This is a genomic window from Janthinobacterium sp. TND4EL3 (genome assembly GCF_900156175.1).
Classification (GTDB): Bacteria; Pseudomonadota; Gammaproteobacteria; order Burkholderiales; family Burkholderiaceae_D; genus Janthinobacterium.
Genome location: NZ_FTMV01000012.1, coordinates 198,911 through 213,459, shown reverse-complemented (window position 1 = coordinate 213,459; position 14,549 = coordinate 198,911). Strand labels below are relative to the sequence as shown.

Annotated in this window: 18 protein-coding genes; 1 reads left to right on the top strand and 17 read right to left on the bottom strand. The window is 60.3% G+C overall.

Annotated features, from left to right (window positions below; all coding sequences use genetic code 11):
- Positions 1 to 48 precede the first annotated feature (48 nt).
- The 6 genes from BXA07_RS19165 to BXA07_RS19140 all read right to left on the bottom strand — a co-directional run bounded on the left by BXA07_RS19165 (position 49) and on the right by BXA07_RS19140 (position 5,394).
- Positions 49 to 1,230, bottom strand: coding sequence for a structural protein (locus BXA07_RS19165; protein ID WP_076569908.1), 1,182 nt, complete (start codon positions 1,228 to 1,230; stop codon positions 49 to 51).
- On the bottom strand, positions 1,231 to 2,595 hold the full coding sequence (locus BXA07_RS19160) for a DUF4055 domain-containing protein (protein ID WP_076569906.1): 1,365 nt from the start codon (positions 2,593 to 2,595) through the stop codon (positions 1,231 to 1,233).
- Positions 2,596 to 2,609: 14 nt separating this feature from the next.
- A complete protein-coding gene (locus BXA07_RS19155) occupies positions 2,610 to 3,935 on the bottom strand; it encodes a phage terminase large subunit family protein (RefSeq protein WP_076569904.1) in 1,326 nt (441 codons plus the stop codon).
- Positions 3,904 to 4,380 carry a DUF2280 domain-containing protein gene (locus BXA07_RS19150; protein ID WP_076569902.1) on the bottom strand — a complete coding sequence of 159 codons (477 nt, stop codon included), beginning with the start codon at positions 4,378 to 4,380 and terminating at the stop codon, positions 3,904 to 3,906. Before BXA07_RS19150 ends, BXA07_RS19155 begins: the two co-directional genes overlap by 32 nt.
- Positions 4,381 to 4,411: 31 nt before the next feature.
- Positions 4,412 to 4,966 carry a putative metallopeptidase gene (locus BXA07_RS19145; protein WP_083708403.1) on the bottom strand — a complete coding sequence of 185 codons (555 nt, stop codon included), beginning with the start codon at positions 4,964 to 4,966 and terminating at the stop codon, positions 4,412 to 4,414.
- A 182-nt stretch (positions 4,967 to 5,148) separates the two neighbouring features.
- Positions 5,149 to 5,394 (bottom strand): hypothetical protein, encoded by a 246-nt coding sequence (locus tag BXA07_RS19140; protein ID WP_076569898.1) that lies wholly within the window; start codon positions 5,392 to 5,394, stop codon positions 5,149 to 5,151.
- Positions 5,395 to 5,908: 514 nt separating this feature from the next.
- Between BXA07_RS19140 and BXA07_RS30295 the strand changes: the two genes are divergently transcribed.
- Entirely contained in the window at positions 5,909 to 6,151 is a 243-nt protein-coding gene (locus BXA07_RS30295; RefSeq protein ID WP_139335653.1) for a hypothetical protein, read from the top strand.
- Positions 6,152 to 6,306: 155 nt separating this feature from the next.
- On the opposite strand, the gene BXA07_RS30850 is transcribed toward BXA07_RS30295, so the two are convergent.
- The 11 genes from BXA07_RS30850 to BXA07_RS19090 form a co-directional block, all read right to left on the bottom strand.
- Entirely contained in the window at positions 6,307 to 6,474 is a 168-nt protein-coding gene (locus tag BXA07_RS30850) for a hypothetical protein (RefSeq protein WP_170909690.1), read from the bottom strand.
- Between the two features lie 242 nt (positions 6,475 to 6,716).
- Complete coding sequence (locus BXA07_RS30290; RefSeq protein WP_139335652.1) at positions 6,717 to 7,310, bottom strand: hypothetical protein; 594 nt, start codon at positions 7,308 to 7,310, stop codon at positions 6,717 to 6,719.
- Between the two features lie 275 nt (positions 7,311 to 7,585).
- Positions 7,586 to 8,113: a hypothetical protein gene (locus tag BXA07_RS19130; protein ID WP_076569894.1), complete on the bottom strand. Its 528-nt coding sequence runs from the start codon at positions 8,111 to 8,113 to the stop codon at positions 7,586 to 7,588.
- A gap of 80 nt (positions 8,114 to 8,193) precedes the next feature.
- Positions 8,194 to 8,619: a hypothetical protein gene (locus tag BXA07_RS19125; RefSeq protein ID WP_076569892.1), complete on the bottom strand. Its 426-nt coding sequence runs from the start codon at positions 8,617 to 8,619 to the stop codon at positions 8,194 to 8,196.
- Positions 8,619 to 8,918, bottom strand: a complete 300-nt coding sequence (locus tag BXA07_RS19120; protein WP_244556337.1) for a DUF1064 domain-containing protein — start codon at positions 8,916 to 8,918, stop codon at positions 8,619 to 8,621. Before BXA07_RS19120 ends, BXA07_RS19125 begins: the two co-directional genes overlap by 1 nt.
- 44 nt (positions 8,919 to 8,962) lie before the next feature.
- Entirely contained in the window at positions 8,963 to 9,295 is a 333-nt protein-coding gene (locus BXA07_RS19115; protein WP_076569890.1) for a hypothetical protein, read from the bottom strand.
- A 36-nt stretch (positions 9,296 to 9,331) separates the two neighbouring features.
- Positions 9,332 to 10,147, bottom strand: coding sequence for a hypothetical protein (locus tag BXA07_RS19110; protein ID WP_076569888.1), 816 nt, complete (start codon positions 10,145 to 10,147; stop codon positions 9,332 to 9,334).
- Positions 10,144 to 11,016, bottom strand: a complete 873-nt coding sequence (locus BXA07_RS19105) for a hypothetical protein (protein ID WP_076569886.1) — start codon at positions 11,014 to 11,016, stop codon at positions 10,144 to 10,146. The genes BXA07_RS19110 and BXA07_RS19105 overlap by 4 nt, the downstream gene beginning before the upstream one ends.
- The gene (locus BXA07_RS19100; RefSeq protein ID WP_076569883.1) at positions 11,016 to 11,420 is read right to left on the bottom strand and encodes a hypothetical protein; all 405 of its coding nucleotides are present in this window, start codon (positions 11,418 to 11,420) and stop codon (positions 11,016 to 11,018) included. Before BXA07_RS19100 ends, BXA07_RS19105 begins: the two co-directional genes overlap by 1 nt.
- Entirely contained in the window at positions 11,417 to 14,044 is a 2,628-nt protein-coding gene (locus BXA07_RS19095; RefSeq protein ID WP_076569881.1) for a DNA methyltransferase, read from the bottom strand. The genes BXA07_RS19100 and BXA07_RS19095 overlap by 4 nt, the downstream gene beginning before the upstream one ends.
- Positions 14,041 to 14,520, bottom strand: coding sequence for a Ref family recombination enhancement nuclease (locus BXA07_RS19090; protein ID WP_244556336.1), 480 nt, complete (start codon positions 14,518 to 14,520; stop codon positions 14,041 to 14,043). Before BXA07_RS19090 ends, BXA07_RS19095 begins: the two co-directional genes overlap by 4 nt.
- Between the last annotated feature and the right edge of the window lie 29 nt (positions 14,521 to 14,549).

Genomic DNA, 14,549 nt, shown 5'->3' with positions numbered 1-14,549 from the left:
AAAAGGGCCACCTGGTTGCCCGGGCGGCCCTCGTTGGCGTGAAAAAGTCTACTTGTACTTCGCCTGCAGCTCCTCCAGAGTCAGTTTGCGCCCCTTGAGATTCATCAGGTCATTCAGCGTGATCTTGCCCGCCTCGTACATCTCGGCGCGGCCTGGGCCCAGGTACTCAGCCCGCCAGGCCTTGTCCTTGCTGGCCAAGAAGTCCTTGAAGTTCATTTTGCTGCTGACCGGGCCGCCGTCGCTCGGCCGCGTGCTATCGCCCGGTTCGTCCAGCTCGATGCCCAGGTCTTTAAATGACTTGGTACGCGTGCTGAGCACGCATCGGCAGCTGAAATGGATGGCGCCCGGTCCACCCGCCCACTCGTGGGTGTGGTTGATCGGTTCCTGATCGTCCAGCGAGTACTCGTGCAAGTCGCGCATGGCGCACAGCAGGCAGGTATGCGAATCGAGCGTCGACAGCCACACCAGGCACTCGATCAGGTCGGCGTTCTGCTGAAAGGACGCCAGGCGCGCGGCGTTGGCCACAGCCTGCACCGAACTGTGCACCAGCGCGCGCGCGTTTGCGGCTGACGTTTTCAAGATGCCCTGCTCGCCCGGCGCAACAGGATCCGGCGCAGGCGCAGGCCCCTTGGCTGCCGGGGCCGCTAACGCGCTTGGTGTCCCGGACGGCATCGGTGGCGTGGCAGGCGTGCTTGGCGCCAGATCGGCCGCCTTGGCGCTCTTGCCCAGCACACGCGACACGATCTGCGACGTCGTTTCGCCCTGCGCCGCGCCGAGACGCACCTGGCTGGCGAAGCGGAATTGCGTATCCAGCGCTTGGCGCTTCCACCAGTCCGCCGACGGCGCGCCCTTAATCAGGGTGTCGCCGACCAGCTTTTCCAGATAGGTCGCCGGCGGAAGCTTGGCGCCCAGCTCGATCTTGAGCGCTTGCGTCAGCACTTTGGCCGTGTAATCGGCCTCGATGCGCACCATGCCGGTCAAGTTGCGGGTCATTTCCGCCTGCATGCCGGTGTAGTGCGACGAAATCACGGCATTCGACTCGCGCAGCAGTGCGCCCAGGCGCTGCTTGCCGTAGGTCGATATCTCGCCTTCGTTCAGCTTGGCCGTCAATTCCTTCGACATGGCCGCCATCAGCAGCAAGATTTTCTCTTGCGCGCCGGATGAAAAGCGCAGCAGATTCAGGGAATGAACGAGGAACATCTCGGCAATCCACTCTTCGAGCGCGCCCATTTATGCTCCCATCAGGTCTGGCGGAGCCGACTGGATACGCTCTTGCTCCGTCTCCCAGTCCAGATCCGGCGACAGGATGCCGCGGCGCTGCAGTTCGTTGAAGTAGGTTTCGCCCGAGATTTTCCCGCCGGCGGCGCTCTTGAACAGCAGCTCGGCACTGGCCTCGGCCAGCGACGCGGCACCGAAGTCCTTGAAAATGGTGATGTGGCCACCTTCGGCCTCCCCCACCCAATCAGCCATGAACTGCAGCGCCTGGTCACCGGCGTCCTCGACGTTGCCCGCGATCTTCTGCAGCGCGCATGCGCCCTGCTCGTTGTCGGCCAGGGTCTGGCTCTCGGTCACGTTGCCTGGCTTGATCACCAGCAGCTCGGCGCCAGCCTGGCGCATGCGGTCTTCCAGGTCGAGGATGGACAGACGGCCGGCCTCGATGGCCTTGCCACCGTGCTCCACGAATTTCAGATCGCCCCCTGGCGATTCGGACTTGACCGCACTGCCGGCGCCGACCGTGATACCGCCCTCGCCCAGCATCTTGGCGAACAGGATCGGTACGCGCGCGACGTGCAGGATGTTCTGTTGGTCGCTCTTGCTTTGCCAGTGCTCGATGTTGCTGTGCGCCAGTTCCAGCAGCGGCGGCGTGGCCTGCATGTAGCCCAGGCGCTTGCCGTAGACGGGCACGAATGGGATGATTTTCAGGCTGGTGATGCCCTCTTCATGCAGCGCCCACTCCTTTTTGCTGCCGGTATCGCTCTGGCGCCAGGTCTGCCAGGTGCCCCGTCCCAAGACGCGAACCTGCTCGATTTCCTTGGTGTCGAAGTCGCCATTCGGCTCGGACACACTTTCCAGCAACCGCAACTGGGTCAGCCCATCAAGGCTGGTCGCATTCTTCGGCAGCCAGCCCAGGACGTTTTGCACATGCACTTGGACGAAGTACGGGCGCACGCCGGCAGCCTGCTCGTCGGCCTTCGTGACCAAGTTGCCAGCCTTGGGGAAGTCGACCAGGATGCCAGCGAAGCCATAGCCCATCGCCTCCTGTGTAATTTCCGACAGGAAGCTATGCAGGTCACGGCCGGACAGGTCGACGTTTTGCAGCCAAGGCTTGAGCCGCTCCGGCACGTCCTCGCCCAGCGTCACTGGCTTACTGAATGGCTTGGCCGACAGCACGTCGATGGTGCGGGCATAGGCCGGGAACAGCGTGGCCACGGCCAAGCGAAGGGTGTAGCTTTCGCTGTCCTCGCCTGGCCACTGCGGCAAATACTTCTTGCCAGCGGCGCGCATGGTCTTCGTGCCGCCCAGCAGCGCAGCGATCAGCGCGCAATCCTCGTTCAGCTTGGCGGCTTCGGCTGATTGTGTGCGTACATCGGTCATGGAAATCCTTGTTGTTACATGCGCAGCGGCGCCGTGGTAGTCGTGCGACTCGTCACTGGCCATCGCTTGGTGATGAAGTAGCCGCCGGCATCATTGGCATGGTCGAAGCCACCCTTCTTGTCCGGTTCGCCCTTGTCGTCATATATCTGACGCTCCAGGCTGAGTGTGTATTTCTGGCACTTCGTGGTGTTGACCAGCATCCGGCGCTGGTCATAGGTGTTGCACAGCATGGCGTTCACGCTGTTGATGCGATCTTTCACGGCCGGGTTGCTATGGTCGACCACCACCGTGAAGCCGGCTGCCTTGAGCAGCGACAGGTCCGATTCGCTGGCGCCACTGCTCTTGCGGTTCTGGCCGGACGCATCCGGATAAATCGTTATCAGATGCTGCTGGCCAGTTTGCTTGTACCGGCCCTTGATCTTTTCAATCATGGCCGGCGTGTCGAACACTTCCATGAACTCATCGACAGCGCGGGGAAGGTCGTCGCGGATCACGAAAACCACCGCCGCACCTTTGCCAACGTTAAAGTCCATGCCGATGTGCAGCGCGTCGCCTGGCTTGACTGAATCGTCGGTATGGTTGCGCCGACGGTCAAAGCAGTAATAGATGACGCCCTGGTAGTTCTCGAAGCTGGCCAGGTACTCTTGGCGGAACGTGCGCGGGTCCATCTTGCGCCGCGCGGCTTCGATCTCTTCGGCCGGCACGTTGCCGCCGTCGACCGACGTATATAGCCAGCTCTTGTGGTCAGGCTCACGCCCTTGGCCATCGAGGTAGCTGTCATAGCAATGATTGAAGCCTTTCGGCGTGCCGATGCGCAGCGCGTGACCGCCAACCCGCTCCTCGCCGTTGATGACGAAGCGGCAGGTCGACAGCATCGGCCGCAGCACCTCTTCCCACGCCGCGTACACGCAGTCGGCCCATTCATCGACCAGCGCGAAGAACAGGCCGGAGCCGCGAAGGTTGTCGTACGCGTCCAAGCCGACGATGCGGATGACGTGGCCGGCCTTAGTGGTGATCGAGCACTCTGTTTCGTTCGGCTTGCCGGCGCGCCAGCTCGGTGGAATGGCTTGCTTGAGGCGTTTCCAGAAAACCCGCTTCGCCTGCTTGAACGTCGGCGCGCAATACCATATCTCGTCCTCGGTGCTGACGCCCCACTCTGCAGCCAGGCGCGCAGCACGGCGAATCTCGGCCTTGCCCAGGAACGTCTTGCCGAAGCGGCGGCCGCAAACCGCGTCACGGAAGCGCGCCTTCTTTTGCCACCCCCAGCAGTAAATGTTCGCCTGCTTGGGCGTCAGTGCGACCGGCCCTTCAGAGAATCGGGCTGTCGGGGAGGTCTTCATCGGGCTTCAATATGTATTCAGGTGCGGCCGGCATGCCTTCGCCGGTATCACCTGGTGCTTTCGGTGCATCAAGGCGGCGGTTTACGTAGACGTCGCCTACTTCCTTGGCTGCCTGCTCGATCACGGCGACGGCCAGCGCGATATTGCGCATGCCCTCTGCCTGCTGTGCCATCCTGGCCAGCGCACGCAGGCGGAATGCCTTGCTGGCAATCGGGATCACCGCGACGTCTTCGCGGAACTTGGCACGCGTGTCATGGAAAAGCGTCTTCCACTTCGTGCTGAGACTGCGCCCGACGTGCTTTTCAGGATCGTAGGTTGCGATCTGCTGACGCGGTACATCAAGGCCGAATTCTTCCTTTACTGCGATGGATACCTGCGTCGGCGTGTCGAAGCATGCCAGCGCCTTGACGATGAACAGCTTCACCTCGTCTTTAAGTGCTGCCATGTGTTGCCTTCCGGTAAATGGCCGGTCAACCTTATGCAGCCTTCAGCAAACAGGTTCCGCAAGCCCTCGCGATGTTGATTTTCGCCACTTCTGGCGCTGTCTTTGCTGCGTCGATAATGCGCTGCACGTCATCGCTGGCGCCGTAGCGCCGGACCACGCCGACGAACTCTTCGACGTCATGCGAGCGCATGCACAGCTTCGGCAAGCCGTACTTGTTGAAAGCTGGCGCGCCGAATTCGTCCTGCTCTTGGGCGATGTGATACAGCTCGTGCTCGAGCAGCGCGCAGAACTCGGCATCGCTGCAGGTCAGGCAATACGATGCGTCCAGGGTGATGAGGAAGTCCGGCACCGCGCCGAACCAGTCAACCATCTGCTGTTGCAGGCGCCCCTTTTGCCACGGCCCACAGCGGAACGTTACTTCTTCGCACTGGCCCAGCACGGTACGGCCAGCCTTCACGAAGCCCATCGGTGCCCACAGAAACTGCACGTCGGCATATTCCAGGTGGGCGTGGTCTTCGTTATAGAGCGTGCCGCCTTCGGTGAGAATTGTTGCGCGTGCCCATTTGAGCACCTCGGGCGCGGGCATGTACCGATTATTCAGCGGGTCGGTGAATTCGGTCGGCGGCGTCGGGCGCGCCGACGTGGGCGCTGCGGAATTGTGGCTTTTCTTCATTCCGACCTACTAGATGTAGTGTTTGGTAGCGATTATGGCGGTCTCATCCCGGTGTTTTTTGACACTTTTGCTCGCGACCTACTAAATGTAGTGTCTCAGGCGTTTTCGACGTCCAGCATCACGGGCGGCATCGTTGCGCCCACCACCCACAGCCGGACGGCGCCGCCGGCGTTCAGTGCGGCCAGTTCGTCGGCATCGGGGCGCCAGTACGACAGTACGGTCGGCAGGTCGCCGACGTGCGTGTGCGTGATCGGTAGCGCGCTGCAGGGCAACTCGACCTGGTCCCAGCCCGCAGGCGCGCCCAGCACGCCGTTGTTCGACGGATGTTGAATTTTATTCATTTCGCTTATTCGCCAATATGTTGACGCAAATCAAAGTCCACTCAGGTGGCTTTGACATCATTTGATTTCGAACAAGGATCTGATGTGATGCCAAAAAATGACGCGCTTGCGCCCGCCAGAGGCTACCCTCCAGACAGCGCACTTCATGCAATTGTCGAGACCGCAGTGCAACTCGTCATGGAGGAAGGCCTGTTCGCGGCTGAAGGATATCTTCAAGCCCAAGGCGTTAGTCGGTACTCGCTGATAGCTCCCGCAAATGCGGATAACCTGTGTCACCGCCCGTGCCAAGCAGGGCCGCGATGAATTGCGGTGGAGCCTCTTGGCCATGATGCGTCGGTGACTGCGCCCGCTTTTCAAAGCCCTGCCACTGCAGCGCGATGGCAGGACAAGCAAGGAATTTTTAGTTTTTTTATTGCATTTTTCGCAAAAACAGCAATACTGTAGCTTGCATTCCGCGATGCAAATTATGCACTATCGGAGTTTTTATCAACGCGGATTCCCTAGGAGATGGATAATGAAAAAGATGCTTCTGCTTTCTGCACTTCTTTGCGCCATGGGTTCGGTTGCAGCACAGTCAGATACAGATAAGTCTCACAAGCAAGGAGAGCGGAAAAGTCCTGACGTCGAAGATAATCGAAAGAATCCCTCGGTCAACAATAGCAATAAAGACATGGGATACAATAGCTCAAGGAAAACGGAAAACGATCCCGCACCAAAGAAGGTGCCTCAAAAAAATGAGTGCCCTAGTTGCAAATAAACTAGGTCGAAAGCGGGCAGATTGAGAATCTCTTGCAGTACACGCAGCAGATTACAGATCGGCGCATGGTGCGCCGCGATCATTTGGATTACTACTTCGCGGCGCACCTCCTTTTCAGATCTGCGGCGGCATGATCGCGCGCGCATCCGGCCAGTTCAGTTTCGTTCGTCGCGTTCGGCGCGCGTCTGGCGCTCAGCAGCGATCAAAGCCCAGCCCAGCTCGCGGCGCACCTCTTCCCGCGTGGGAAGAGAATCGGGCACCGGCGTGTGGAGCTCCAGGTAGTCGCGAGCCAAGCGGTGTGGTGTTTGTGTGGTTTCAGACATGGCGGCCTCGAAAGTGGGCGCGCAATAGAAAAAGCCCGCATGAGCGGGCTTCGGTGTTTGCTCCCACGGCCATAGTGCGTGGTGGGCGGCTAATTCAAGACGAGCAGATCCTATGCTGGGGCGGGTACTGTCGCAAGTTCCGGCTATCGGCGCATTTAAGCGTGGAGTGCCAGAAGAATTTTACTGAAATTAACTATGCATCATAATAGCAGAAAATACTGTTTGCAAACACAGCTGGAAAATTATTTTTTTGATTCACCAGTAGGCTTGGCAATCGGCAGTTGGGGCGATGGTTTTTGCGGAGAAGGAACGCGAGGTAAGGCACCTGAAGGTATTCCATTTTGCAGAGGCCCAACACCGGGCACTTTGTGAAGCATGCCTGGAGGAATTCCATCTTGAGCAATATTTGGCTTTTTCATTTCGGGTGTCCTAATTCCATTAATAAACACAAAAAAAACAGTGACGGCTACGGCCAATACAAATATGGTGGCCGCACCAAGATTTCCCCATCTAAGATACCGGTTCCTCCAACCAGGCCTGACGCTGCCCTCATCGATTCCACACAGATACAACTTATAAGCATCATTGGCGTTAGTTTCGGATGCTGTGAAACTAACTTGAAAAGAAATCATGGTGATAACTATTGCCAATAAGAATAATGCCCATGAAAGATAAAGAAGCCACGGGAAAACTGCTGTTGCGAGCGGTACCACATCCTTAGAAAAAGCCAATGATATTACTAAGCCGGCAGTCGAGCAGTTCAGTATTCCCTTGTCGAAATTATCAGAGCTTAGGCGCTGCCTCGTTTGTGCCTCAGCCCAAGTCAACAGAAACATTTTCCAATGAGTGTCAGAAGGTTCAAACTCACTCGCAGGGCCTGGAGTGGATACCCCTATCTCCGACGCGGATGATTTAGACGACCTGACTATTCTCTTAAAAATCCGTTGCTTCATTTTTCCCTAGGCCTATTCCACCACAATCCACGATACCAAGCAGAATTTACATTAAGATCGAAAAAATCAGTAGCACTTTTAGCAAATATTTGCCGTTCCGACCTAATCAAAGAAATTTCACGCAATAAAGCGGATGCACCTGCCAAAAATTGCAGCAACTACCGAAGAATGGAATTCGCGCGCCACTGATGACTTGCCAACATTGAGTGCAGTTCACTTACCATATCCTTGATGCGCTCCCGCTCGAATCCTCCGGCACAAACAACGTCTGCCTGGCCGCTCCCGGAGCACGTCACGCAGCCACGCAAACTCCTGAGTGACACACCAGTGCCATTACAGTCCTTGCAATGGCCGTCCAACCAATGCGCCAGCGATGCATGCGCCACGCGCTTATACAAAGCATGTGCAGTGAAAATGTCGCGCTCACTGTTAATTTTCACCCAGCGGCGCGCCTTGCCCTTCTCCGTCACTGCCGCCGTCCAGATACGCAGCAGCTGCGCAAGGTTTCCTGAGTTCCCCTCGAAAAGCTTATTGATTGTGCCGTCCGCATACTTGACCCGGCACAGCAGCGAGCCCAGATCACCGGCCAGGGCAGCCGCAGCAATGGCATCGAGGTCGTGATGAAACGCATCATCCCGTAGATTTGACGATTGCAACGATGCTACAAATTTTTCTGCGAAGCCCATGAATTCCCTTTCATTCCGTATGTCAACGTTAACACCCTTTTTTGACCTGTGCTAGTCCTGCCACTCCTCGGGAGGGGCGCTCATACCCGCAGCACGCCGGTGCGGTTGAATTCGCGCACGGCCGCCAGTCCGGCGCGCGCAATGTCGACGTTCGGCACGCCGCGCAGGAAGACCATCGTCTTGCCGACGCCCTCGCGCAGCACGCGCATCTCGTCGCCGTTGACGCCGAAGGCGCCCGTGCGCTGGGCGCGCGCCTGGATCTCGGCAATCGCCTCGACCATGGTCTGCGCCACCGGCAGGATGGCATGGCCAGTTGGTGCAATGCGGCGCGCCAGGTCGGCGTTGCTCAGCAAGTCGTAGACGTGCTGCTCCTGGAAGTGGCCCTTCCCCATCGCCTCGCTGGCCTGGAACCCTGGCATTTCGAAGGCAAGGTCTGCGCGCAGGCCCGCCGGCAGCACGGCTGGCTTCGGGATGTACCGCTTGCGCGGCTTCTTGTTCGCGGCCATCAGAATTCCTCCGTTTTCCAACCGCCGCCCGCCTTCTTCGGCAGCGCCTGCACGGCGACAAAGCGCAGCGGGTACATGTCGGCCGCGATCTTGATCTTCGCTCGAGCATCCTCTTGCCAGTACCCTTTCACTTCGTGCGCCTCCAGTGCACCGTCGGCCAGCTGTACGGCAAAATCTGGCGTGTAGAACGTGTTGTCGGCCAGGCGGAATTTGAGGCCTTCGAACCGGTACCAAGCCACCTCGCCGGCGGCCTTGCGCAGCTCCAGCGTCTGCGCATACGCGGCCTCGGTCTTGTTCATGGCGCCGACCTTGAGGCGACCCAGGGCCTGTAAGCCACGTGCCATCATCGCGCTTTCTCCAGGCGATGTGTGACCGCCTTGACGATTGCTGCGCGCGCAGCTGCGTCCCTGTCCGGATAGAACCGGTACCACTCCAGGAAGCCGGCGGCATCCACGCCCGCCGACATCGGCATCAGCCGGATCTCGAACTGCGCGAGCAGCGGCCCGGCGGCCGACCAGTCGCCCAGCCAGTCCGGCACCAGCGCCTGGCCGCGGCTTTCGGCTGTGCCCGCCGGCGGCGTGCCGACCAGGGCGCCGCCCACCTCGAGGAGGCTGGTCCAGCCGAGCAGCTCGGCCAAGCGTTTGTTTGCTGCGATTTTGTTTTCTTGATTTTTCATTTGAAGCCTTTTAAGCCGTTTTTTCTGATGGGTACGTCACTTCGTAGCGGCCATGGCCCTTGCGCAGTGCGGCGGTGCCTCTGGCAAATCCTGAGCAGCATTCGCGCTTGCCGGGCCAGGTGCATTTCTGCCGTCAGCCAGGTAAAGCTGCACGCGCTTAGCGGTCGACCGTTTGAATTCTTCGTCCGCCAGGCGCTGCTGCTCGACGCGCTCCAAGCGCGCCGCTTCCTTCGCGGCAGCGCCGTCGGAAATCATTTTTTTGATGGCGGCAAGCTGGGCGCGCGCGGCGTCGTCCGGCGTCTGGTCCTGCTTGCCCTGCAGCAGGCCTGCCACGGCCGGCGCCGGCAGGAGCCCTGCCCTCACCGCATTACCCAGCACCTCGACGTGGCGGGTCTTGTCCCAGCCCACGGACGCCACCCACTCAGCCGGGTGCCGCGCAGCGCGCGCTGCGGCAACGATGCGCTCGTAAGCCTCCAGGAACGGCTTGCGGGCGCTGATGGCGCCGCTGGAGTCGAGCACTGGCCGGCAGATGCGGAAGGCCTCAGCAATCTCGGTCGTCCAAACCACGCTGGCCATTTCGTCCTGGCTGGTCAGCGCGATAGCCCATGCCTCCTCCGCGCCAGGCCGGCCATCCATGAGCTTGCAACGCTTGGCGATGCCGGCCGGTACCGGTGCAAATTCGCCGCTCTCGTCGCGGTAGGCCTGCATGGCGGCTTCCACCGTGCGCAGCGGATACGGCTCAAGGTTGGCCAGCCAGGCCCGGGCCATTGCCGCCTCGGGCAGCGGCTTGCCGTAGGCGGCCAGCGTTTCGGCCAGCAGCTGCATGAAGCGCGGCGTGTCGGCGGTGTTCATGCGGGCTCCATGTCGATGACGTCGCCGGCTGGCGCAGAAGCGCCCATCAACTCGCGCATGACCCGCGCATTCGTCTGCTCGATCGTCTCGCTGCCGGCGCTGGCGCGGGCCTGGCCAGCATCGTTGCGGATGAAGCGGTCTATGTGGTCCGCGTCGCGCAGGATCAAGCCCAGGCCGTTGTACTTCGTTTTGCTGTCGTTCTGGCCCATGTTGTGTGGCGTTTTCGAGCAGCCACGGATGGCCTTGCAGATATCGGCCGGCGAGTAACCCTTGAGCGCTTTGACGATCAGCTGCTTGCGCTTGTCGTCCAGAACTGACTTGGGCGAGTCCATGACTTTTTGCCAGAACGCGAAGATCGTCTTCACGGGGTCGAGCTGGGTTTGCTCGACAAGAGTCTCCTTCCCTTTCTGTTCCCCTTCCCTTCCTTTCCCTTCCTTTCCCTTCCCTTCCACTTGAGCATGCTTAAGGGGCGTGACTGTCGCGTCATCCACGCGTGCCGCACGCGTCGAAGTCATTGATATATATAGGGATTCGTCCGGCGCTGGCAATTCCGAGTCAGATTCACGATTATTTATGACTTGGTGCTTGGAAAACGTCGGAATGAAGCCGAAAAACTCGCTTTCGACCTCATATTTCACTACAAATCCACGCGTCATTAACGCGTCAAGCACGCGTGAAAAATCAACTTCGTCGTATGGAAGAATATCGAGCTTGAGCGCGCGCGGGCGCCACTTAAAGCGCCCTTCCTTGTCGCAGCAGGTGAAAAGACCCATGAATGCGGTACGGATTGGCAGGCCAGTTTCTTTTTCCAAGTCGAACAAATCCTCGTGCTTGAAGAGCTCCGGCTTTACAGTGCGAATACGGCCCATCAGCGAACCTCCTGCGCACGCGCCGCGCCAAACAGCGCAGCCACCAGCGGATCGCCCACAGCGCCCGCCTTGCGTATCCAGTACTTACTGCGCCAGCGCGCCTTCATTGCGTCATAGCGGCCATCCTTCCTGGCCTTGGCCTCGAAGCGCAAACGAATCTGGCGCTTGGTCAGGTGCGGCAGCGTGCACGGGGCGTCTGGCAGGTCACCGACGGCATACACGGCCATGGCGGCGCCAGCGCGCGGGTGCGGCTTCCAGTTGGCGATGTAAATCTTGCGCCCGGCGTGCAGCAGGCGAACCCAGCGCAGCACGGCCGCCTGGCTGACGCCCGACTTGATGACGATCTCGGCCTTGGTGCCGGGCATTGCGCCCAGCACGAATTCACTGAAATTTGCGCGCGTCACTTTGCATTCTCCTCGTCCATCAATTCCATATCGAACAGCGTGGGCATGCTCACCTCGCGCTCCATTGCCTGGCAGTAATGCACCTGGTCAGTGAAATACGCCGGGTTCAACTCACTGCCGGCGCCGCAGCGGCCCAGCTTCATCGCGCGCACTGGCACGGTACCCAGGCCACAGAACGGGTCATAAATCACCTCGCCCGGGTTGCTGTAGCGGCCGATCAGGCGGTCCACGATGTCGATCTGAAACGGGCAGACATGCTTTTCAACCGCGCGCGCCGACTGCTCACCGTTCAGGGTGCGCATGCGCACAATGTCGTGCCACACGGCCGGATCGGCGCTGCCCGGCGCCAGGCTGAGATAATCGGCAGGCAGCGCTTTGCCGGCCAGCAGCGCCTCGCCCACCTCAACGTGGTATTCGTAGTTGTAGACGTTGTCCAGCGACATGCTGGTGAACAGCTTCGCAAGCTTGCCCGGGCCGAAACTGGCCAGCTCGGCCGCGCCCAGCAGGCGATCGCCGCTCGAGCGCCAGAAAGCATGCGCGTCGACCTGCCAGCGCGCTACGCTGTAGCCGGTACCGGGAATCGGCGCGGCCTTGCGGTCAAACGGGATCCGGTCGCCGGCATCGTCCAGGCACATCGGCTTGGCCTTCGTGACCGGCGTATCCGCGTAGCCGCGGCTGCGGTCCGTCTGCGGCTTGTGGAACAGCAGGATGTATTCCGGCGAGCCGACGCCCATCTTCGTGCCGTCCTTGCACACCTCGGAATAGCCCAGGCGGTAGGTCTGGTTGTTTTCGCGCACCACATCGGTCACGACGGTGATCATGCCCATATAGTCGAAGCCGTGCTTGATGCCGTGGAACAGCGCCTCAGCATGGAACGGGCTGACAGTGGGCACGCCGGCGCCGGTGACATTGCCAAAGTTGATGCGGTCCTTGACGTGGCAGGCGTAAATGCGGCCCGGCTGCAAGATGCGCAGCAGCTCCGGCGTCAGGAAGTCCATCTGCGCCCAGAAGTGGTCGTTGTCCTGGGTGTGGCCGAAGTCGTTATAGCTCGGTGTGTATTCATAATGGTTTGCGAACGGGACGCTGGTGATGATCATGCCGACCGAGTTGTCCGGCTGCTGCAGCGCTTCGAGCACGCAGTCGTTATTGGCCACCGAGAAGCGCTCGCCAGCCACCACGGCGCGCTCGACGCCAATGGTGCGCGCCAGCGAATCCTGCATCGACAGCTGGTCCAGGCCATAGGCGCGGATGATCTTGCCCATCGTTTCCTGCATTTCGTCGTGGCGGCGCCATTTTTCCATCAGGTCGGCCAGCACCTTGCGCTCGACCTCCGTGTGGATGATGTCGATGCGCACGGCGTGCTGCTGCTGGAAGCGCTGGACGCGGTGGACGGCCTGGATAAAATCGTTGAACTTGAAGCCGATGCCCGCGAAAATCTCGCGATGGCAATGCATCTGGAAGTTGCAGCCGCTGCCCGCGATGATCGGCTTGGTCGAAAGATCCTTGATCTTGCCGTCGCTGAAATCGGCGATACGCTGCTCGCGCTGGTCCAGGTCCTGCGTACCCCACACACTGACCACGCCAGGCACGGCAGCCTGGATGGCATGACGCTCGTCCTCCAGGTCGTGCCAGATCAGGAAATGATCATCAGGATCCGCCGCCATTATCTCGGCCACCTTGGCGACGCGCGCGGCCATGCTGTCGCGCTTCTCGCCGGCGGCCGCCGACAGGCCCATGGCAACGTTCGGGATCAGCAGGCCCTGGCCGTTCTTTTCTGCGCCCGCCGTGCTGTAATTGCTCGGTACCTCGTGAAAGCGCACGTCCAGCGCCGGCAGGTCATAGCCTTCGTCCGAATGGCCCAGGTCGCTCGGGCGCTGGATGAAGACCGCCCAGCTGGCCACCCACAGCCAGAATTCCTGTTCCTTATGCGGATACAGGGTCAGGTTTCCTGCCTTCTCGCTGTCGCGCTGGAAGAAGCGCGTCAGGGCCTGGCCCGTGTCCATCACGCCCAGGAAGCCGGCATAGTGGATCAATTCCTTGAAGCGGTTCGGCGACGGCGTGGCGGTGTAGACGAATTTGAACTCGACCTGCTCGAACAGTGGCAGGAACTCCTGATAGGTCTTGCTGCCGTAGCTGCGCAGCACGCTGGCCTCGTCCAGGCCGACGGCGCGGAACTTGCGCACGTCGATTTTGCCCTCGCGCACCGATTCGTAGTTCGTCAGGTAGACGACGTCCTGGCTATCGATCTCGGCGTCCGTGCGGATAAACCGCACTTGCACCTCGTATTCGCTAGTGAAGCGCTTCGCGGCCTCGCGGATGAACTCCTGGCGCACCCCCAGCGGCAGCACGATCAGGCGCAGGCCTGGCCGGTGGATGCCGATCTGGCGCATCACTTCCAGGTTGGTGCTGGTCTTGTGCAGGCCGAACGAGGCGAAGATAGCGCGCTGGCCGCCGGCCAGGGCCCAGCGCACGATGTCGCGGGTGTGCGGCTTGAGGCCAGAATGGATATCGGCCAGCGGCACGTCGAAGCCCTTGCGCTGCGCCAACTTGATCTTAGCGCGCAGGAATTCGCTGTATTCGGCTTCTTTCAGGTGTTTTTGCTCTTGCGGGCTAAAGGCGCTCATGGGTGTTCCAAAGTAGGTTGAATGGTGGCTGGCGCCGCTGCGGCGTCCTGCTGTTCAAATAAGAGTTGCGCGCATTCATCCATCAGCTCGCCCTGCGTGCCGTAGCGCGCTTCAAAACGGGCTTTCCATGGATGAACCGCGATCAGGGTTTTGTCTTCTCCTGTGCCGTCCTGATGGTGACCGGCGCAAAGTGGCAGCACGAGCTGGTGACAGCCGGGCTTTGTACGGCCGTCGACGTGATGAATGCTGACGTGCGTATTGAAATTGCCGTCTTTCATGCAGGCGACGCAGCCAAGCGCGGCCAGGCGGGTCCACATCAACTTCTCGGCCGCCGTGACAGCGCGCTCTTTTGATTTCAGGCCGGACTTGCGCTTCGTCGCCGTGCGCTGGTGCGACTGAATGGAAAGCATGCCGGTGCTGGGCATGGGTGAGGTGCGCTTAAATGGCGTGCGCGCCAAGGGTTTGCCGGGCTTCATGGGTGAGCGTTTCATTTCCCACCACCAAT

Bases quoted from the DNA above. Each gene is read 5' to 3' on its own strand.
- BXA07_RS19115 (WP_076569890.1), bottom strand. From the start codon at position 9,295: ATGAAAAATCAAGAAAACAAAATCGCAGCAAACAAACGCTTGGCCGAG.
- BXA07_RS19155 (WP_076569904.1), bottom strand. From the start codon at position 3,935: ATGAAGACCTCCCCGACAGCCCGATTCTCTGAAGGGCCGGTCGCACTG.
- BXA07_RS19095 (WP_076569881.1), bottom strand. From the start codon at position 14,044: ATGAGCGCCTTTAGCCCGCAAGAGCAAAAACACCTGAAAGAAGCCGAA.
- BXA07_RS30295 (WP_139335653.1), top strand. From the start codon at position 5,909: ATGAAAAAGATGCTTCTGCTTTCTGCACTTCTTTGCGCCATGGGTTCG.
- BXA07_RS30290 (WP_139335652.1), bottom strand. From the start codon at position 7,310: ATGTTTCTGTTGACTTGGGCTGAGGCACAAACGAGGCAGCGCCTAAGC.
- BXA07_RS19165 (WP_076569908.1), bottom strand. From the start codon at position 1,230: ATGGGCGCGCTCGAAGAGTGGATTGCCGAGATGTTCCTCGTTCATTCC.
- BXA07_RS19090 (WP_244556336.1), bottom strand. From the start codon at position 14,520: ATGAAGCCCGGCAAACCCTTGGCGCGCACGCCATTTAAGCGCACCTCA.
- BXA07_RS19160 (WP_076569906.1), bottom strand. From the start codon at position 2,595: ATGACCGATGTACGCACACAATCAGCCGAAGCCGCCAAGCTGAACGAG.
- BXA07_RS19130 (WP_076569894.1), bottom strand. From the start codon at position 8,113: ATGGGCTTCGCAGAAAAATTTGTAGCATCGTTGCAATCGTCAAATCTA.
- BXA07_RS19125 (WP_076569892.1), bottom strand. From the start codon at position 8,619: ATGGCCGCGAACAAGAAGCCGCGCAAGCGGTACATCCCGAAGCCAGCC.
- BXA07_RS19150 (WP_076569902.1), bottom strand. From the start codon at position 4,380: ATGGCAGCACTTAAAGACGAGGTGAAGCTGTTCATCGTCAAGGCGCTG.
- BXA07_RS19110 (WP_076569888.1), bottom strand. From the start codon at position 10,147: ATGAACACCGCCGACACGCCGCGCTTCATGCAGCTGCTGGCCGAAACG.
- BXA07_RS19145 (WP_083708403.1), bottom strand. From the start codon at position 4,966: ATGCCCGCGCCCGAGGTGCTCAAATGGGCACGCGCAACAATTCTCACC.
- BXA07_RS30850 (WP_170909690.1), bottom strand. From the start codon at position 6,474: ATGTCTGAAACCACACAAACACCACACCGCTTGGCTCGCGACTACCTG.
- BXA07_RS19140 (WP_076569898.1), bottom strand. From the start codon at position 5,394: ATGAATAAAATTCAACATCCGTCGAACAACGGCGTGCTGGGCGCGCCT.
- BXA07_RS19120 (WP_244556337.1), bottom strand. From the start codon at position 8,918: ATGAACAAGACCGAGGCCGCGTATGCGCAGACGCTGGAGCTGCGCAAG.
- BXA07_RS19105 (WP_076569886.1), bottom strand. From the start codon at position 11,016: ATGGGCCGTATTCGCACTGTAAAGCCGGAGCTCTTCAAGCACGAGGAT.